15 protein-coding genes are annotated in these 19,899 nt (G+C 57.1%); 8 read left to right on the top strand and 7 right to left on the bottom strand.

Annotation, left to right across the window (positions count from 1 at the left end):
- Positions 1-187: 187 nt before the first annotated feature.
- From ACJMKZ_RS13330 to ACJMKZ_RS13315, 4 genes are all read right to left on the bottom strand, one after another.
- Positions 188-1,006, bottom strand: coding sequence for a hypothetical protein (locus tag ACJMKZ_RS13330; protein ID WP_405233693.1), 819 nt, complete (start codon positions 1,004-1,006; stop codon positions 188-190).
- A gap of 500 nt (positions 1,007-1,506) precedes the next feature.
- A complete protein-coding gene (locus ACJMKZ_RS13325; RefSeq protein ID WP_405233692.1) occupies positions 1,507-2,799 on the bottom strand; it encodes a ComEC/Rec2 family competence protein in 1,293 nt (430 codons plus the stop codon).
- Between the two features lie 6 nt (positions 2,800-2,805).
- On the bottom strand, positions 2,806-4,509 hold the full coding sequence (locus ACJMKZ_RS13320) for a gluzincin family metallopeptidase (RefSeq protein WP_405233691.1): 1,704 nt from the start codon (positions 4,507-4,509) through the stop codon (positions 2,806-2,808).
- An 8-nt stretch (positions 4,510-4,517) separates the two neighbouring features.
- Complete coding sequence (locus ACJMKZ_RS13315) at positions 4,518-6,113, bottom strand: S8 family peptidase (protein WP_405233690.1); 1,596 nt, start codon at positions 6,111-6,113, stop codon at positions 4,518-4,520.
- Between the two features lie 716 nt (positions 6,114-6,829).
- Between ACJMKZ_RS13315 and ACJMKZ_RS13310 the strand changes: the two genes are divergently transcribed.
- The 6 genes from ACJMKZ_RS13310 (at position 6,830) to ACJMKZ_RS13285 (ending at position 12,794) form a co-directional block, all read left to right on the top strand.
- Positions 6,830-8,086: a trypsin-like serine peptidase gene (locus ACJMKZ_RS13310; RefSeq protein WP_405233689.1), complete on the top strand. Its 1,257-nt coding sequence runs from the start codon at positions 6,830-6,832 to the stop codon at positions 8,084-8,086.
- A 45-nt stretch (positions 8,087-8,131) separates the two neighbouring features.
- A complete protein-coding gene (locus ACJMKZ_RS13305) occupies positions 8,132-9,400 on the top strand; it encodes a hypothetical protein (RefSeq protein ID WP_405233688.1) in 1,269 nt (422 codons plus the stop codon).
- 11 nt (positions 9,401-9,411) lie between these two features.
- Entirely contained in the window at positions 9,412-10,977 is a 1,566-nt protein-coding gene (locus tag ACJMKZ_RS13300) for a S8 family peptidase (protein WP_405233687.1), read from the top strand.
- Positions 10,978-10,986: 9 nt separating this feature from the next.
- Positions 10,987-11,463, top strand: a complete 477-nt coding sequence (locus tag ACJMKZ_RS13295) for a hypothetical protein (RefSeq protein WP_405233686.1) — start codon at positions 10,987-10,989, stop codon at positions 11,461-11,463.
- Positions 11,464-12,033: 570 nt separating this feature from the next.
- Positions 12,034-12,414 (top strand): toxin-antitoxin system TumE family protein, encoded by a 381-nt coding sequence (locus ACJMKZ_RS13290; RefSeq protein WP_405233685.1) that lies wholly within the window; start codon positions 12,034-12,036, stop codon positions 12,412-12,414.
- On the top strand, positions 12,411-12,794 hold the full coding sequence (locus ACJMKZ_RS13285; RefSeq protein WP_405233684.1) for an HVO_A0114 family putative DNA-binding protein: 384 nt from the start codon (positions 12,411-12,413) through the stop codon (positions 12,792-12,794). Before ACJMKZ_RS13290 ends, ACJMKZ_RS13285 begins: the two co-directional genes overlap by 4 nt.
- 501 nt (positions 12,795-13,295) lie before the next feature.
- Here the strand turns inward: ACJMKZ_RS13285 and ACJMKZ_RS13280 are convergent.
- Positions 13,296-14,129 (bottom strand): hypothetical protein, encoded by an 834-nt coding sequence (locus ACJMKZ_RS13280; RefSeq protein ID WP_405233683.1) that lies wholly within the window; start codon positions 14,127-14,129, stop codon positions 13,296-13,298.
- 140 nt (positions 14,130-14,269) lie between these two features.
- Between ACJMKZ_RS13280 and ACJMKZ_RS13275 the strand changes: the two genes are divergently transcribed.
- A complete protein-coding gene (locus ACJMKZ_RS13275) occupies positions 14,270-15,139 on the top strand; it encodes a hypothetical protein (RefSeq protein WP_405233682.1) in 870 nt (289 codons plus the stop codon).
- 1,203 nt (positions 15,140-16,342) lie between these two features.
- Here the strand turns inward: ACJMKZ_RS13275 and ACJMKZ_RS13270 are convergent.
- Both ACJMKZ_RS13270 and ACJMKZ_RS13265 read right to left on the bottom strand, forming a co-directional pair.
- The gene (locus tag ACJMKZ_RS13270; RefSeq protein WP_405233681.1) at positions 16,343-17,617 is read right to left on the bottom strand and encodes a hypothetical protein; all 1,275 of its coding nucleotides are present in this window, start codon (positions 17,615-17,617) and stop codon (positions 16,343-16,345) included.
- Between the two features lie 4 nt (positions 17,618-17,621).
- Positions 17,622-17,885 carry a tyrosine-type recombinase/integrase gene (locus ACJMKZ_RS13265; RefSeq protein WP_405233680.1) on the bottom strand — a complete coding sequence of 88 codons (264 nt, stop codon included), beginning with the start codon at positions 17,883-17,885 and terminating at the stop codon, positions 17,622-17,624.
- A gap of 77 nt (positions 17,886-17,962) precedes the next feature.
- Between ACJMKZ_RS13265 and ACJMKZ_RS13260 the strand changes: the two genes are divergently transcribed.
- Positions 17,963-19,543, top strand: coding sequence for a hypothetical protein (locus ACJMKZ_RS13260; protein WP_405233679.1), 1,581 nt, complete (start codon positions 17,963-17,965; stop codon positions 19,541-19,543).
- Positions 19,544-19,899 lie beyond the last annotated feature (356 nt).

Raw genomic sequence — 19,899 nt, 5'->3', positions numbered from 1 at the left:
ATCGTGCGCCGCGCCTTAGGCAACATTCGAAGGCGATAGCTCTACGCGAAAACTTGCGGAGAGCGGCATTCAATTGGTTAAGAAACGGCTTAAACAGGCTTGAAGTAGTCACTCATAATGTCGGTGACTCTCTAAGTGCTGGCTTTAGACGATGCATCCGTCAATTGGTTGTGCCGTAGGAATCTCCTTACTCCTGGTTAGATTGCCTGTCGCTGTCGCGCTCGGGCGGCAGCGTAGTCTCCTCAGTTTCTGTTCGTGCTTGGCCATCGGCAGAGTGTGCCGCTTCTCCGGTATCTTGGAGTGGCTGTTGGGTCGTGAGTGGAGGTTGCAGCGTGCCCATGGTCCGAATCGTGGGCGACTCACCGTTATTGCTGTCTCGATAAGGGTTCTTGTCGCCGCCGGTAAGGGGTGCGGTAATGCCGGGAACTGCAGTGGTTGGCATTTCTTTGATCGTGAATACCTCGGAAATGTAGACATAGAAAAAGGCAAACGAGAATATGAGTATGAACAACCCTGTGACGGAAGACCGGAGGACTAATTTACCGTGCTCCACGGTCAGCTCATGATCATTGTTGAGCCCGCTGTGCTGACCGGTTTGGGCTAACTGATACGTGGCGAACAATTGGAGCCCAGCTAGCAACACTCCCGACAGGGTCAGCAAGACAACCATCCACAGGATGACTCGCTCCGATGCGTACTGAATAGCAAATTTGGCTCTTCTTATCTGAAAATCATTCAAGAGCCCTTGGTAGCGAATCTTGTCGTAGCAAACGCCACTGGTTTCCGCGATCGATGACACAGTATCAGGCGCAACCGTAGCAGACGCCAGGATACTTTCGCTGCAGCTCTCTATCGATTGCAACTCGTGGCCCAAGATAATAGCCGGCTGATCGATTAGCGCCGCCGCATTCGTTAGCCAGAAATATCCCAAAAGTGCTATCCCGCAAACGGCGCCAAGCGCCGCTGAGATGAGCTTCGCTCGAAGATTGCCCCGCAGCAGATTCATACCATCCTCGGATCTTGTCTAGTAACCGGTGAGACCGCCGAACTGACCACACCAACACGGTGCGCCATACGGAATAGGTTGATGGTGAGCGAGCCAACACCAGTTTACGCCGTTCGGCGGTAAGTAGCATCGTGCAAAGAATTGCTGTGGTGGCGGTGGCATTGGCGTTGAAGAGTAACCCCGGGGTGGTGGTTGCGCCGGCGTCTCAGATGGACATTCAGTCCAGCAGGTATCACCCTCACATTTGGTATAGCAATTTGCGACTGCCGTACTGGAAAACAGCAATCCAGCGGCACACGCAGTCAGTGCGTAGGCGTAGCTTCTGCTGCCCATAATCGCTCCCCCTGTCTTGTAGTTTGAGAAATCACTTTCATCGGCAAGTTATAGGCGCACTGTTCGGTCAGATTCCATTCGTATGGGAATTGCTACCGAGATATCCTTTACTGCTTGCACGGCGCCCGGCGTGCCTCCGACTGCTACCTCCCCGACAGTGATCGCCACTAGAATGCAATGTCTGTCTTTATACAGTGCGTGTGGCCGGCTTGCCGAGTATCCAGAAGCCGAGAGTCTTCGCGCACCGCGTCTACGAGTTTGGTTCTCGGCACCTCGCTATCACGCTCAGGGCTTCCGTGAACTCCTTCTTTGGTCGATAGAAGCGACTGGAGACGGTCTGACCTGGTATGAGGACCTCTACGCTCGAAGAGCTGCCAGAGAGACTTGGGCGTCGCGTTTAGGCTGCCATGATGACCAATCTTGTAGACTTGTACCTTTCTCAAGAGCTCTTGATAGCGCGGCTGGTCCAGAGCATAGGACCAGTTTTCCCATTGCGCGTCTCCAGGGAACAGGAAGGCCTGATCGCCGACCTTGAATAACAGGATGACACTCGTATTATTTAGTACGTCGTCCAGAATGCGCACGATGCGAAACAACTCCTCGGCTCGCAGGTCATCAAGCCGTTGTCGCAGCCACCGCGCGTAAGGGGGAACGCTGAGCGCGTGGAATGCCGGGAACGGTGAATTCTGCTCTATAGCGCTCGAGGCCTTTGCCTGCATGTGCCAGAACTGGTCCGGATGGCTGTGGACCTGGCTTTCGATCTCCCGTGATTGTTTGAGAGTAGGCGGACCGAGGACTTCAACATCCACGTTCGGCAATAGATGCCCCAGTCCCGAATTCGATCCCGTGTAGACGAAGTAGCCACCGTGACGGCTACTCTCGCCACGCGACACCGCGGCTTCTGCCAGTGCCTTCAGATTCAGGACGGCGGCCCGATTAGTAATGTTGTTCTCGCCCATGAATCGCAAACGACTACGAGTTACCCTGGAGAGCCCACGAAGATTCTTCAGTTGGCTGTGCACGCTCTCCGCAAAGGTCTCCATGTCGCGCAGTCGCTGCTGATAGGCATGAAAAGCCTTAAGCGACGGTGCGACCTCCGCGTCCACAGGTGCATCGGGATGCTCCGTCCACGGCTGAACGATAATGTCCGGCTCGAGCTTGCGGATGATGTCGCCGGGCCCGGTGCCGCTCTTGTTCGTGGCGAAGCCGCTGATATGGTCTTTGTGCCGATGGGTAGCGACGATTGCGTCCAGTTTGCCACCACAGTCGTGCTTGATCTGGTTGGCAATAATTCGGGTATTGTTTCGATTAGAGTTGGCCGGCAGGCGGGTGCTGCCGAAGTCGATGAGTACGTTCCGGACGAAGTTCGGATAGTCGAACGTCAGTAAATTGCAATCGCCAAAGCCGACGTTATAGGCCCGGATCGTCAGTTTGACCGGTGTCAGAGCTTCGCTTGGCATATCGAACTACCAGGACTCCTCTGGTGGCACCACCTGCTCGGCGGCGACCCGATGCAATTCTGCGAAAGAACCCGCCGCGCGACCGCCGTGGACGTAATGTCCCCGGTTCCAAAGGGTCTCCAGGCGGTCCGACTGATGGGCGCTCTGGATCGATGTCCCGATGTCGTACTTCAGCTGGCCGAATTCGTCGAAGACCAGGGCATTGCTCCCGTAGATCCTTATGGCGGTGTCATCGGGCATGTCCGGTGGTTTCCGGATCTTGAGGCGTTTTAGCTCGTCGGCGCGAACACTCAGCGTCTGTATGACCTCGGCGACCGTCTCACGGACGACGAATCCATCATGCCCGGTCCGCGTCACCGGCCTCACGGACAGCACGCGTGTGAACGCATCCGGATTGATCTGAAATAGCCGGCGATTCTCCCAGACAAACCGCTGGACCGCTTCGGTGTCGCTTCGCATTGGCTCTGCATGGCTGAACCCGTATAGCGGTCGGGTCCGCGGTGCCTCCCACTGTCCCCGATGTGCCCCCTGACCGCTTGCCGGTGCAATGCCGTAGTCGGCGAAGCTCCCAATCAGCGTCTGACGGTAGTGGTAAGGCTCATCCGTCAGGTAGGTCTCCACGTCGGATGTGATCAACGCGCTGAGATAGTCTGGGAAGGTCAGATCAGTCGGAGGCAGGTAGTCGAGCGCGCGGATAGCCATGGTCAGCAGATGCTTGGCGGCCTTGGTGCCTTCCTCGACCACACGCTCTCGGCTCGCCAGGCGGGATTTTACGCCGATAATGGGCTCGAGCCGAGCGACCCAGACCTTGAGGTAGGCACGCAGAACAGCTGCTACCAGGATCTCGCCTCGTGTATGGGGGTGCTGGCGGTCCTCGTCAGCCAGGTAATTGCCTGGCGGCAAATCGAGTGAGGCGCGCAGTGAACGATGCCGTATCCCTGAGAGCTCCGCTCCGATCTCCTTCGCAAGCCGGAGCAACGCATTGGTGCGTAAGGCTTCGAATCCGATTCGGGACGACTCCAGCAGTCCGGGATAGCCTTGGGCATCTTTCCCCAAGGATAAACTGACGATCTCCGGCGATTGCAGGACGGAGAGGATCGCTATGATATCGGCAAAGCCCTCGTGGAACGCGGCCTGGTCCGGGGAGGAAGGTCGGTCGAAGAACGGTCGGATACCGTCGACGAGCGCATGCGTCGTCTCATGGACCACGATGTCATGCGATAGACAGGTATGTACCCACTGGTTCCGACTGCCGCGAAAATAACCGAAAGCAAGACACTGATCCGACCGGGAGTAGAAGGCGTTCCCATCCAGGAATGCGTGGGGCGCGATCTTCAACTGGTGTGCATTCCGGCTGAACTGCCAGGCAATATGACGTCCGAGGGAGGACTCAAACTTGAACAATGTAGCCATTGAGATGGCATACACGTTCTGTGCATGAAAAATGGGGTTGTCGGTGATGTCGCTGTTGCGCCAGTCATCGGGCAGTACGTCTGCGCCCAGATCGCTCGACCGCGGCCGGTAGAGCTTGCCCGCATTGGTGTCGTAGTCAATGACGTGAATCCGTGCCCCCCGCGGGCCGGGATCCAGTGATTCTGCCGGGATCGTAAGCTCGGTCGTCAGGATACGCGAGCCCCTTTTTATACTGGGATCCTGAGCGACGACGGTCAGCTGACGTGTCTCAAAGGGTTGTGGTCGATACTCCCCCATCGCCACTGCTAGCGGGCGTTCAATCGCGCCAGGAAGTCGGGTGAGGCCTGCGACTGCAGCTGCGAGTTCGTCCTCGCGCTGCGGCCCCTGAATCCGCGCAGAGTCCTGCGACCCGGAGAGGCGAGTCCCAGCAAGCTGCGACGAAACGCCTCGTTGCTCGCGCAATGAAAGCGGAATTCGTCACCGTAATCCGCCAGCACATCAAAGAAGTCGTCGGGTGTCGCCCCTAAAGTCTTTTGCATTACTTCCGTGATGCGCCCTACAGGGACGTCCGGAAAGTACAGCGAGAGCTCCTCCACGGTATTCAGGTTAAAGCCAGCCAGCCGATCGGGAGCAAAACTTCGGATGGGAGGGCGCTTCGGCAGCTTGGCCTTCAGTAGCGCCTTAGCATCGATAATGCCGGGCCCGTATCGTTCAGTATCCCAGTTGGAAATCGGCCGATAACCCTCCGTACGCAGGAGCTGCTGGAAGACGCGAGCGAGGCGTTCGCGTCCATATCGCCTGATCAGCTCGTCGCGTCCATGATAAGAAAGCCACAGGGCGCAGATCCCGGCGGTCGTCGCGACGGCATAGGAAGTCCCGCTGCTTCGTTCCTCATCATAGTCCCCGGAACGGCTGGTCCGGGCCCGCCAGACGGATTCTCCCGGGGCGGTTATATCGACTTGCCGGCCGCGGGCGGAGTCCCGCCAAGGTCTGTCGTCACAATTACTGGCAGCGACGGCGATGACGGTGTCGATTCGGGCCGGGTAGATAACGCGCTTGTAAACATTGCCCGCCGCTCCCAGGAGGATGAGACCGGCATCCTGAGCATCACGTACGGCCTCAGCCAGCGCGCGGGACCCAAACGGCCCACCCAGGCTCATTGAGACGATGTGACAGTCGGCCGAGATCGCCGCATAGATCGACTTGACGACATTGCCGAAATTGAAGTGAATGACGCTGGAGGAGACCCTAAAAGGAACCACCTCCGCAGCCGGTGCTACACCGCCAACATACTGCGGATCACCCTCCGTCGATCCGACGTCGCTCATAAACACGCTCGCCGTCGCCGTGCCATGGCCCGGACTCGGACGCTCCAGTGGGTCCAGCGGATCACGTTTTCTGTCTTTGAAGTCGTAGCCCAGATCGGCTAGCAGTCGATCCGGATCGTCAATCTCCGGATGTCTGCGATAACCCGTATCCGGATGACCGATGCGGATGTCCTTGCCCCGCGGCGCCTTCTTCAGTTTCCACGCCTCAAGAACCCCGGCGCTCTTCAGGCTCCATTCCGGGTCTTTGCTACATGGCTTGTTAGGCGTCTCACCCCAGCCAAACTGGCGGGTCGAACGCTCGTAGCGAGGCGCGTCTATGCCCGGTACCGGCGCGTCGACCTCAGCGTAAGCAACAAGTGGGTCTGCAGACAGGCTCCGTGCAATCGGCCAAGCCTCGCCCAGTGGCAGAGGGCGTTCGGGCGTCACATAGTAAAGCCCGGATTCGTTGACAGGGTTAAGGGAATACGAGCCAGCTTCCAGGCCAGCGCCGTTAACGGCCCGCCGAACATCTGCAAGTCCAACATCCGAGTCGACCCGCAAGAAGATTCCATCCGCACTGCTAGCCTGTTCCATGAGCGAGCCCTATGGCGGCATGCGTGGGGTATATTTACCGTAAAAGGTAACGATAGATCAACAAAGTTGCTGAAATCGACGATTGCACAATGAGACTGTCAGGCCGCCTATCCAGTGCCTTAAGAGGATCGGGTAATGACACCTGATACGTTACCTTCAATGGCGATGGAGCTCATCGTCTAGGTCTGGGAACCTGGGAGTTCAATATCGGAGCGGATCGGAATCCAGCAGAACTGCATGTCGACAGCCGAAGCCACAGACCGTCTACCGTGGGACGCGTGGACGGATTGCGTCGTTTCGAATCGAATATGAACTGAGAGCCAATCGGCTGCCTATTCGGCCACGCGATACATCGCACGAAGGCTGCGCCCGTTCCAGCATTGGAAAAACCTGGATTCCTCCGAGCGCTGTATGGCTTGAAGCATGAGTTGGCAGTCCGGCGTTGCCTGATGAAGCTCCAGGATTAATTGAGCTCGTGTGTCGGAAACCGAAGCTCAGTTGATGAGTAGAAGCCACAAGTACCGGTTGCAGGAAGAAGTCGTGGTCAGACCCTAGCTGCGCCGTGGAATTCTGCTATATTTGGTTCTTGCAAGCCAAAAGAAGAACACCGATATTCATGGTTGCCGCGCTCGCATAAGGACGTCCGGCGCGACCGAACATCACTTAAGGCACGGCGAAGCGACGGCAGTCTAATGATTGCGGCAGGGGGATCGGTCGTGTCACTGCTCCGGATTCGTATCCAGGCCCCGCCTGATGCTGGGACTGCCCGCTCAGCCGGCAAGAGTGCCGGCGATTCTTACGTCGAGCGACTGCTTAAGCTGATCCCCGCCGAGGCGATCGGAATCTACCTCGTCGGCGTGCAGGTCGTCGGCGGCGACATTCGCACCCTGCCCGGGCTAGCGCGCTGGACGCTCGCATGCACGATCTTCGTCATCGTACTCCGCGCGATACTCAGCTCCGAGTCACCGAAATTCGGCCTCGACAACGCCAAGTCATTCGGTGAGTGGTGGCGGCAGTTTCGCAGGGACGCGCAATGGCCGGCCGTGTTCATCGCGACTATTTCCTTCCTCGTATGGGCGACAGCGCTCGGGCACCCGGTCGCGCCGTGGTTTTCCAGTCAGTGGAACGCGTGCGACACGGCGGACGCTGTTATTTGCGGAGGCGAGAAACTTGGCACGCTCATTCTGCTGCTTTGGACTCCGCTGGCTGCGTTCCTTTACACAGGTGAGCGGGCGGGCAACCTTACAAACGATGGCAGAGATTTACTGGATAAGCAGCCGAGGGATCCTAGCCCCACGACGTCGAGACCCGACCCAATCGCACAAAGACGCGTGATCAGTCCGGATCATCGCACGAAGCCGAGCAGCCTCAAGAGGTCGCCCTACGAGTCCATTGCACTGTTGCATGCCTTTCGACCTAATCAAACCAAGGCGGCGAAGCTGGGAACTGGGTGGCTGGTATCGTCGAGTAGTATCGTCACCGCCGGCCACGTCCTAACAGACATGGCGTGGATACGCGGGTGGCTTCGTTACGATTCGGACGCCGACGATTGGGGCGCGTTCTTCGAATCCTCGCAATTGATCGTACATTCCCGTTACGTCAACAACAGCGATGAGTCGTTCGACATCGGGATCATTAAATTGCGAGAAGAGGTACTCAATGCGGCGTCGCTAAAGATCAAAGACCCGGCTGCGTCGCCGAGCACCGATTTCCGCTGCGCCGGCTACCCTGAAGACAAGGGCGGACTGACGATGTATGAAGCTAGCGGCGAGCCAAAAGGCCAAGCGGGCACGCTCGTGTTTCACAACATCGATACTGACGATGGCCAAAGTGGGTCACCAATCTGGTTCGGCATCGGGCGGGAAGTCACCGCCGTGCATACAGGACACGGTTCAGCAGATAACTCCGAACTCAACCATGGCATCTATATGAATGCGGAAATCGTCAGTTGGATCAAGGAGCACCTGGACTGACAACGGAGGACGATTGTGAATAGGCAAATCGGAGGAATACTAATAGTGTCGATCCTCGTCGGCTGTGGCGGCCAGCCCACGAAAGCAGGGACCAATGGTCGGGACCAGACCCGTGTGTATGCCGAGAGATGCCTTTTTCGGCCTGTCGATACCGACACCGAAGCTGGGCTGCCCGGCGTCGTCGATGCTGTCGTAGGCGGTGTCATATCAGGCACGCTAGGACGGATCGGCAAAGCGCTGAGATCTGTTGGAGAGAAGGACGCCGACGTCGTAGTCGGCCGCTATCCGGCCGAATTCTCTCCGGGCGATCCGTCCCACTGTATTTTCGTCGCCAAGGGAGGTTGGTCCGCTGATTCGAAAAACGCATGGAATCTCGTGGCCCATGATGGAAATAGCAGGGAGCTCGTCAAGTTTGGCAATTACTTCTTGCGCGACCCGGACTTTTTTCTCGAGATCGCTGTCGTTCGCTCCGCTGGTGGTAATGCATTGAGGCTGGTACCCAACTACTTCGAATACCGGCGGCTCATCGATGACGGCGCGAATATCGACGGTCGGCATTTACGCGGTATTGCCATAGAGGTTGCCGTTCATCCGCCCGGCGAAGGACCAAAAAGCAGCAAGGCCGTGGGGGCGGCAATCGTACTTGGGAGCATGTCGACAGGTTACGGCTACGACCTGCGCAGCGGGACCCGAAGACCGCTAGCAGGCGGTGATTGGGAACCCGGCTATCTCCCCCTCGAGTACACAAGCGCCTGGTTCCCGACGTTCGCGCCCGCGGCGCAGCCCGCGACGAATTCGTCGCAGTCCGCTTCGACCTCGACGCCGTCCGACTCGCGTTCGCCGAGCGCGTCTGCTGGAGACGATACCACGGCAGAAATCGAAGCCAGGCGTCTAACTCTGCCACGCACGATTACAGTGACGTTCACGGAGACCAGAGCGGCTCGGGAGTTCCTGCTGTTCCTTGCGGACGTGTTTGACGCCAGTAAGGACGAGGTTCAAGCGGCGACGGAACTCGCCGTTCTCAGCAGCAAGCAGGCCGAAGCGGAGCTGGCTGGGGCGAAAGCAACCAATACGTTGATGAGTGATTATTTCGGTAAGCTCGCGGCCGCGGAGGTGAAGATTCTTGAATACTGTTCAGCATCGACGGCCGACGACGTAGAGAGCCTCAGCGCCAGAATCAAGGCATCGAGCGCGGCGAATGTGGCACAACGCTCGGCCAATGTTGCGGCAATGGCGGCCAGCCAGCCGATGCCGTACACAAGCTTCGTCCCAGTCGGCGATGGCATGCCCGCGGACAGCGGTTTCTGTAACTAGAGGACACGCCGATGGCTATCGACGAAAAGCGCTCCCTTCGTGAGCGGCTCGAGAACTGCGTTGTCTATGAGCAGGTCATGCCAGCGATGAGCGAATCGGCGGCCGTCCTTGCGTCGCTGCATAGCGTTGCGGGGGAGCTGCGACGGGGAGATCTCGGCGCGGCAGAGTCGGTGGCCTACGAGAGTGCCCGCCGGGCCCTACGGGACGATCTGATTGTCGAATCAGCAATGGCGGAGCTGGTAGAGTCGGATCTCGTCACGGAGCAAATCGCCGAGTTCGCCGAGGCGGGCTTCAACTTTGTCAGGGTTTCGAAAAAATTTCGGTCGATGAGCGAGGAGGAACGGACGGCGGCTGGCGCCGCTGGCAGCGTGACGCGGGTGATGCGGTTGGACGACACCCTGCTGCTCGAGACGGAGAGAATCAGCGTCCGTCTGTATGACAATGAGTCCGATGCAGCCCTGAAAGACTTCGCCCGACGTCACGGCTTGTTGGTCCTCCGTCGCAGCGGACTATCCGGTGCCGCGCAGTTCCTGGTACAGGGACAGTATGCGACCTATAAGTGCCTCGAGTTGCTCGATGACCGCGCCGTGGTCTACGCCGAGCCCGACTACGTCGAGAGGATTGGTCAGCGATACGTACCGACGGTACCCGAGTTCTCGGCTCAATGGCACCACGCTGTCATCGATTCAGCTTCGGCCTGGGACATTACGCAGGGCGCTCCGGTCAAGGTCGCGTTCATCGATTCTGGATTCCACGCGGCTCATCCGGATCTCAAGCTGAACCCGCAACTCTCGGCATGGTACCGGAGCACCCCCGGTGGCGACGATGCGGATTTCGTTCGCGGGACGGCCGGTATGCCAGTTAGCGATCACGGTACCGCCTGCGCGGCAATGGTCGCGTCGCCGGAAAACGGTTTGGGCGGAATCGGCGTTGCGTTCGCAGCGGATTTGCGGGTGATCGCGTGCTTGTCCAATCATGTGATCGGCACCCAGGCTACGCTTGCGCGTGCGCTCACATACGCGGTCGATCCAAGCCTCGAAGACCCGTCATTGTCCGCTGCGGATGGTGTGGATGTCATCGGCTGTTCCCTGGGGCCGTCAAGCTCGGCCCGTTGGCAAATGCGACGTATCCTCGAGGAGGCACTCGATGATGTTGCAAGCTATGGTCGAAACGGGCTTGGAACTTCGGTGTTGTGGGCCTGCACCAACGGCAATCATCCGATACGCTTCGATGAAGTCTGTTCGCACCCTGAAGTGATTGCCGTCGGCCGATCGACCAGAGACGATAGGGATAACGGTAGCGGCTACGGTCCCAAACTTGAATTTCTCGCGCCGGGCGTGGATGTTCGTCTGCCCGATGGCAATGGCAGGTACGGGTCGATAACAGGAACCAGTTTCGCCTGTCCTTGCGCCACCGGCGTAGCGGCCCTCCTCATGTCGCAGGATGCCTCACTCTCGGCACACGACGTGCGCGACAGGATGCGTGCGGGCTGCGATAAGATCGGCGCAGAGCCGTACACGAACGGCCGAAACGATCGTTTTGGTTACGGCCGGGTGAATGCCCGAAATGTAGTCTAAAATAGGTATATGTGCAGCAAGATACAAAGACTCGAGGGCCTCGCGGCGGTGCTAGCCGATGAAGCGGGGCATGCTCGCGAAATTGATCCGGCGCTGGGGCTATCCGCTGAGGACAGGGGGGAATTGGCCAATTTTGCAGAGTCCGGCTGGGAGATTGTCCCGGCAGATGAGGGCGACGCCGAATCACGCCGATTGTACCGTGACGACGCCGGCCACGTACTCATCGAAGGCCAGTTCGTAACAGTGCGAGCGAATGCGGGAGTGACGCGCGAGGAGATCGAGGCGTTGGCTGAGGAACATGGGTTGTCAGTCCATCGCACACTGGGACTAAAGCGGAATACGTTTCAGCTTGCGCCGGTGTCTGGCCGCGGCGTACGTCCCGAGCCGGTCGAGGTTTGTAGCGAGCTCGAAAAGGATCGCCGCGTCCTTTGGGCTGAACCTTCGTTCATTGAGGCGCTCGGTATCCGGATTCCCGCCGATCGCTGACCGACCGCTCGCGGTGCTAGCGATTCGCTGACGCGGCGCTATTGGCAATTGCCGATATCGCGCCATTCCACTTTCCCGCGCAGGCGAGGGGTCGAAACGAATCATTTCGGTAACGCGACACAGGCATGGCAGGGACTTTAGAGAGTACCGGGTGGCGATACAGTGCCTTTTTTCGATTGCTCGTATTTCGCCTTATGCCCGAGAACCTGCTGCCGAAGAGGAGAATAGCGTTGGTGTCGCCACCGGATCGCGAGGTCTCGCTGGCCGTCGGCTCATGTCGATGCTTGAGAACGTCTACGCGGACTCAGGACTGGAAAAATGGCTTTGCCGCAATAGAGCTAATTTTCGAGCTGTACGTAAGTATCGTCTGGCCTCCTTCCTGAAGAAAGCATTGGCAATTTCTCGAATGGAGTGCTCTCTTGAAAACCGAGTGCCTGATGCGATCACAAGTTAGCGACAAGAGACTTCGTCATAAGTAATAATTTACAGAAAAGCAAAGAGTTACGTATGCTATTTGCATTGTTTCGAGATGTCGGTGCGTGACAAGGGTTAACAAGGGGTGTTAAACTAGTGCCAACAGAGGATCACTACAACGATCCGACGATCGAGTGGTTTCTCGAGCTCGACGGAACCATTCATTTTGTGGACGAGAGGTGCAAATACCGAGTCAAGATAGAGGCAAAGCGAACGGACGCGACCCCGGAACGACCGCATGGACTGAGTTATTCGCTGACGTTGCACGATGCAGACAGTCAGCGAATCTTGGGATTCGACAACGCGCATCCAGTCAGAGCGCGAAAAGGTCCAGGTGGCAAGAAACACCGTTTTCACGACCACCGGCACCGCTACGACAAAACGCGCGTGTATCACTTTGTAGACACTGCGACACTAATCACGGACTTCTACAAAGCGGTGGATCGGATCTTGGACGAGTTAGGAGTAAAGCGATGAAGACACTCAAAGTCGGCATCATGAGCTATGAGGAAATGAAGAAGCGGAATATTGCAATTGCGCGGGGCGAGTACACGCCCAAGCGCGGCGAACCTAAAGTCTATTTTCCGAGTTTCGAGGCCCTGGCCGGTGTTCTCTCAGAGAACAACCGCGCGTTATTGCAGTTGATTGTTGATAATCAGCCCGAATCTGTGTCGGAGTTGGCAAAAATCTCTGGACGGAAGACAGCAAGCCTTTCTCGTACATTGAAGTCAATGGCCGGCTACGGGTTGATCAGTCTCCAAAAGAGACCGGGTGGAAAGATACGTCCGCAAGTTGAGTATTCAGATGTTGTCCTCGATCTTCCGATTGCGAGGAAGCAAGAGCATGCGGCCGCCTAATAAGCATGCAGGGCATCAAGAGAAAATGACTGGCGCAACGTGTTTTAATTGCCACTACACGGATGAAACGTTCGGGGTGCTGGACGCGTGTCCGAAGTGCGGAACGATCGGCGGAATTCTCAACGCTATCAAAGTCACCGGCGTCGAGGTCCTCCCCAGTGTGGATCTCAAAGTAAGAAACCCTAGATACCAGGGGCGGCGCAAGTACATTCGTGAGGTGAAATCGATCGCTGAGCATTCAGTGGACGGGCGCTTGGTCCGCAAGGATAGGCGGATAGATCGAGGAAACAACCGATACCGCGAAAAGGTCACGGTCGTTGATACGGGTGACGTTATTCGGCATGCCGATCACAAACTCACCGAGCATACGGGGCATGGGTCCGACAAGCTTGGTCCAAAACACAGAAATTAGTGAGCCGCAACCTAGCGTCCGAGGTCTCCGACAAGGAATCGAAATCGAGAGGAGGTTTTATCGGTTCGCGAACTGGGCAATTGCTATCGCTAGACATCAACCGGACTATTGGGCTCTCCACTTCTCGGACAGTAGTCGCAACGAGTCGTTTCTGTCTTCACGGGCTGTCGCCCAAAGTGTGGGTCCGGGATGCTGGCCGGGTGGAAGTGGGACATTATGTTTTGGGGGGCCAGGTCGCTGTGAAGGACAAACCTCATTGTGTCGCCAGTATCCTCGTTGGGTGCCAGGTGGTGGTACGCCCATGCGGAGATGATCGACTTCATCAAACCGTGTCTTTGCGGCACCGGGATCTGTTCAACCGGAATGCCAACCTCGAACACCGTTGGAATACCCGTTCTCCTCAAGCGTAGTCGGTAGTCCTCAAGGCCGGGATTGTATTCGCACAATCGTGCCGCCAAAGCCATTAGATACTCGCTCCCTTGGAGGAGGTAGTGATCACAGTACTCAACCAGTTCGTGCGAGTCGCATGAGAAATAGATCTTGCCGTTCTCATGGTTTCCGCGACTATCCATGGCGTCAATGGCGCGTTCCATTAGGGCTTCGTCAACGTCGGAAAAAATGGACCGAAAACTGGATTCGATGAGCGCCCGGTTCTGACCGAGCAGACCGTGTTGTAAGTAAGACCCGACGTCCGTAGGGCGGCAAGCGTGATACGCCCGGATATGCGTGTAGTAGCTAGCGAACTGGCGGTCCAGCTCGCAATCCGCTGCGTTTTGTGGAAACCAAGATAAATCGTCTGACCAAAAACCATCGGGCCGGGATGTCGCCAATGTTGTTAGAACCGCGTTGTTCAGAGTCCGTTCCCCGTAGGCAGGAATATCGGCGAGCCATCGCTCGTTATCCATCCAGTCGAACAGCTTCATTTCGATTTACCTGTTGAAACGCGTATCGCAACGGGCTAGTTGCCTCTTTCTTTTGGCGTCACGAGAAAAGTCCTAGAGTATTAGAGTACCTAAGCGGCGCGATTTTGCTCAAATAGCCCCACCAACAGTAAGATGACGCGATGGGCATCAAGCATGAAAGCGGCCATGAGGCGATCCGTCTAAGCGCCAGCGGTGTATCCGGCGCTCGCGCGGTGGATGGGTATCTGCTGCGATTCAGCATCACGTATCAGCTGTCGGCGTGGCAGAGCAAATTTGGTTCTACACGGAGCACTTTTCGGGCCTTTCGAGCCAGAATAGATGCAGGGGACAATAGGCTGCGTCTGGGGAGAGCGGACGCTGAGTATCCGCAGATACTCACCCCGTACGAGTTCGATCAGTCCAGCTCAGTCATGTTTGAACTCCTGGTTCCGCCCTCGACAATTGAGGCGATTGAAAAGCTTCGCGCAGGGCAAGGGTTTGAGGTCTCGGCTCAGATAGCGTGCGAGCGAGTCGGCGAGCGGCTTGCGACTGAGCATGACGATGTATTGTTCCGGATCAATCAAAGCCAATGGGTCGAGGTACTAAAACAGATGGACTACTGCATTTCCATATTGGTTGAGATCCCCATAGTACCCGATGACAATGGCGACCTCAGCGATGTTCGAATAGCACTCAATAGCGCAGGACAGCTCTTGCATACTGGTCACTACGGCAGTGCGGTCACCGAGTGTCGAAAGGCGCTGGAGACAATGCTGAGTCACGCAGGGCGTACTGACTTAGTCGGTTCCGCAGTGAGGCAATACGGTGAAGGTCACAAATCGCGGCAGGCGATGTCGAAGCGCGATCGCCTGGATTACCTCATCAACGCGGCACGCCATGCAACGCACCTTGGTGCACATCCGGACGCTAACAATCGGACGGTCGATTATTCGCGCGAAGAAGCGTTGATGATCTACTGCACAGTTGCATCGGCCATCAATCACGTTGCACGGGATCTCGAAACCGACTAGAAATGAGATCGTCACGGTGAACTCTATTGTTGGATCAACCAGGAACGATGACGGCGAAATTGGAAAGACCCTCTTGTTCAAAGAGTACCGAACAATCAATGTCAGACAGGTATTTAGGGGCCGCTGGGTGACTGTCAACGACGATCCGGGTGATGGCTGAAAAGCGGCGTTTCTTGCCGACCTTCGCCCAACACCGAAACGATTGCTGGAAGGGGATGTCCGTTCGANGCGCGATGAGCCAGCCCCCCCCCCTTTTTTTTTGGCTAGACATGATTGGTTTAGCCTACTGGCGACTGGTTGCTGAAGTGGATGCATGGAATCCGGACACGTTTGACGCCGAACTCCGACATGTTCTTTGGGACAACTCAGAGCTGATCGTCAACTACGCACGCGAGGATCATCGGTTGATGGACGAGTACATCAACAGTGATCGGTACGAGATGCTTAAGCCCAATCCATTCGGTGCCGAGCATCTTCGGTTGCGCGAGCATGTCATTGCGCCAATGCTGAACGATCGCCGCATCCGGGTATGGCACTACACACGGCTAACCGATGATGAGGTGATCTCGGTTAAGGAGAGGCTGCAGTCGTCGACACTTACCCTGCTGAACGAGCGGCTCGATGCACTCGTTCGCCAGGGGCACCTAATAGACGCGGAAGCAACGACGATCCATCGTCACAGCCCGTTTCACGAACAAGATAACGCCCGGTCAAATCGATTCTGGACCGTATCAGTGCCAATGCACTGCACGCGTTCCGGCGTGGTGCCACTGCTCAGCAGTTGGGGCGGGGAGTCGGCGTATTTTTGGTTGCGAGACGAAAAAGTTGCCGCGAAGTTAAAGAACATCGGAAGACCGCGCATTCTCGAAATTGAAACCTCGCTGGATGAGTCGCTGAACGCGTTCACCGTGGCAGAAACGGTGCTTCAAGCCTGGGCGAAGACGCATGGGGCGCCCAACGAGATATCGGGACACGATTTATCGATCTCCCGGTGTATTGACACGGCAAGGATTCTCCACGTGCACACGGAGGGTGACGAGACCTATGAGCGCATCGGGAAAACCTATCCAGAGTCCTGCGACCTGCTGGTTAAAGACTGACGTTCACTAGCGATCGCAGGAGTAGATCGAAGCTAGGGCGGTGGCTTGGCGTTAAGGCGAGAGAAGCTCGCCGTGACTTTCAACCACATAGGATTGCCAAACGTCACGTCGTCGGTTGGCAGCTTGGAAACATGCGTGTGTGCCGACCGCCAAGGTAGCACTCGTAGGTTCCCTCGTAGCGCATCTCTTTCAAGAGAATTCGGGTCACGGCTTCACGGGTCAGCACCGCAAGATCCCAGGTGTCATCTGGATTCTGTGCCTGCCCTTCGTGAACGATCTTGTTGCGCTCGTTAATTGCGGATTTCAGCGGGCCGATGATATCGTCTTTGCGAACCTGATAGTGATCGAGTATAGCCTCGACCTTGTCGCGCAATGGGCGTTTGTTCATGCTTGATATCGAGTTGGCGAAGGTCTCTCGAAGTGTAGGACTCAATCCACTAATTCCGTCTAGCGTCTTGTGGAGGCGTTCCTTGATGGGCTTGAATGTCGCTTTGTCGATATGCACGGTGTCGACGGCTGGCAGCAGCCTCAGCAGCGTTTCGAGCGCGATAACGGCCGAGAGCACGCGCACCTCGTCGTGCGTTGACTCGAGATGCATCCAGCCCTGGACCTCCCACAACAAGTCAGGCCAAGGTGGGTCGATGAAGTAGCGCCTCGTCACGGCCTGAAAATACTCGGTGTTAGCGAGCGGGTGATGCACGCCCAATTCAGGCTCGGAACCGCGGCCGGCGTAGTAGGTCGCGGCACAGCTCGTGCCATCGTAGTATTCGAGCAGCGGCATTTGCAGGCGTCCCCCGTGGGCGAGTGCCATACCACAACGCAGAAACACCAGGAACGCCTCGGCCTCTTGCCGCCAGTTCGCACTCGGACTCTCGGCCGGCGCCTCTATCAAGACAACGCCAGCGGGCTCGTCGGTATTGGTATCGTGCGCCGCGCGCAGATCCACTACCCCCAATGGCGTGTCAGCAACGGTTGGGCCAAAATTGCGCAGGCCCCGCAGACGCATAGCCAGTCGCGGCGAGGTCACTTCGGTTTCCCCCGACAACGTCACGGTAAGTCGATGAAAATCAACGGCCGCGCCGCGATTGGACAGATACGTAAACCAGACGGTGTCGCTGGCAAAGGTCTTGCCGTCGGCACTCGCCGCATGCAGGCTGAAGTAATCGGACTTCGTGCCCGGTGTGCCGCGCGTACTATGCATCGCAACGTAGTCAACCCCCGACCAGTCCTGATCATCTATCTGTATAGAGAATCGACCGTCGTCGTGCCCGGTCACCGTGCCGGCGAAGGAGATTCGCTTTCCGCCGATCAAAAAGTGACCGACGACGGCGACGGGTGGCAAGAAATACTGAGTACAGGTTGACGAGTTCGGTGGCATTTCCTCAGACCTCGGTGGCATTGTCGTTGCTGAGTTCTCGCGTGTCATCGTGCCGCAAAGCGTCGTCATTGTCGTTGTAAATGAGCATCGTATCCATAGACGCATGGCCAAGTTTCTCTTGAATATGCCGAGGATCCGGGCCGGCCTGAAACCGATCGATGGCGTGAGTGTGCCGAAGGCGGTATGGCGTGGCTTGACGGGGCGCCCGCTTTGGCGTCGATTCTTGGCCTACCTGCACAGCAATGGCATTGACGCGCGGATCAAGCACTATCGGCTCCTGTAGACTGGCTAAGGCGCTCGTGACGGCCAACGGGCCGTGACCAACCTGCGTATCGAGGAGGAAAGTTGTCGCCGGAGACTCTGATCACCATCCTATCGTTCGCCGTAGCGATCTACGCGCTATTGCCGCTTGAGCGTGTCCTCGACCTCAAGATTAAGTTTGCCTGGTATGACCTTATGGTCGTGGCGACGGCTATCACGTTGGTGTTTTACATTCTGTATCAACCGGTCTTACAGGCTCTCGGACTTGCCTTGGATCTCGGTCCCTGGCGCTGGGGGTTCAATGCATCGCTGACCACGTTTTCGGTCATCGTGGGCGCCCTCTTGTGGGTGTTCCTTCGGATACGATTCGGCGGGTTGCGGCGACAACGCATACAGTCTTTTAGCCGCTTGGCTACCGACCTTCTTCACAAACGCAAGACTGGCGAGCTGGCCGAGTTGCTCAGACGCTATCTGCCAGAACTGATGGCGATCTACGAAAACAACTACACGCTCGTCCGCCTGCGACACTGGCTGGCACCGCCCACTTGGCAAGGACTTGTCCAGCGTCGGCATCCGTCAAAAGGTTGGCCTAAACCCGTCCGGGTCGGCGCCAGGGCGCTGTCGCGACTGTTACCAGCGCATGAGCGCTCGAGGGACAGTGCTCGAGAAACCGTGCACAGGATTCTCTTGTCGGACCCATTCGTCGAGACGGTCGCGACCGCCTACCCCTATCTGGCCATGGACGTGTTGAAGTACGATGTTCGAGAGGCGGCTGGCTTTCAGGAAAAGTGGTTCCGTTGCGTGCTGGATGATCCGCACAGCATTTTGTTTGCAGAGATCCGCCGCAACCAGACCAATCGTTCGGGTGCCTACCATCGATACCAGTACGATCCGGAAAATCGATGCCTCTGGTTCTATTTTCACGATGTGCGCACGGCCGAGCGACTGCACCTGTACAAGTCTATCGGCGATTATTTGTGCGCCGATTACGGCAAACGCCGCCGGAATTCGGATTCGGACCGTTTCAATCAACCGCTGGATCGCTACCACGATGTGGAAATTTGGCAGTGCCCTGCATACGCGGTCATCCGTCTGTTCGACTACATGGTGACCGAGGCGTTGCATCAAGGCATTCCATGGCACATGTGGCTGCACTACTTGCCAATTTTCGCCGACAAGATTGTTCTGAACATTGACCCGCGGGAGGACGTCGATCTGCAATCCGAGTTCCCGACGCCGTATCACTACCAGGTGTATGAAATCGTGGACGTGCTGTGCAAGTGGATCGCCAGCGGACAAGATGCACCGGAGTATCACGACGAGCAAGCGAGAGAACGCGCAATACCGATGCAGTCGGTGATCGCCCTGGGAAGGGTCATGAACACGGTATTGCTCGCCCCTGCGCTGGCCGGGCGGTTCGCATCCGAAATGGTCGAGTCTGTAGTGGCTCGGGCGGATGACTGGCGCAATGAACCGCATCTTGAGATCTATCGTGAGGCACTCATCGAAACGCTCGCGAAAGGGGGAAGGAATCACGGAGTACCGGACCACTGGCCGGCAATCCTGAGACAACATCTTGAGGATGTCGACGTGATTCGTTATCACCGTACGCAGGAAGCGATTGCCGCTGCGATCGATGCGCACTGGGACGAGCACGACAATTGAGGCGTCCGATCTGTGAAATGACTACGTTTGCTAGGACATTGTGTGCGCAAGTGCAGCGTGACGATAGTGAAATCACGCCGGATCCGATAGCCGAGCGTAAGGCGCCAGATTAAACGCGTAAGCGACTCACAAGGTTGATTCGCTGTTGTCGAGGCCTGGCCGTAGTCGCGGTACGTCGGTGTCGAGAAAAACGCCACACGCTGATCGGTCTGGGCCTATTGGTAGGCCCGGCGATTGGCGTCATTTGGGTAGCCGGCTTACCGGGCGGCAAAACGCCCACGTTCGTCAATCTGGCAATCGACGCTGGCTGTAATACTAAACTTGACCCTGTACTGCATGTGCATATTCCGGACGAT

Origin of the sequence: Lentisalinibacter salinarum, assembly GCF_040706555.1 — a bacterium.
GTDB classification, from domain to species: domain Bacteria; phylum Pseudomonadota; class Gammaproteobacteria; order Steroidobacterales; family Woeseiaceae; genus Lentisalinibacter; species Lentisalinibacter salinarum.
This window is presented reverse-complemented; position numbering and strand designations above follow the sequence as displayed.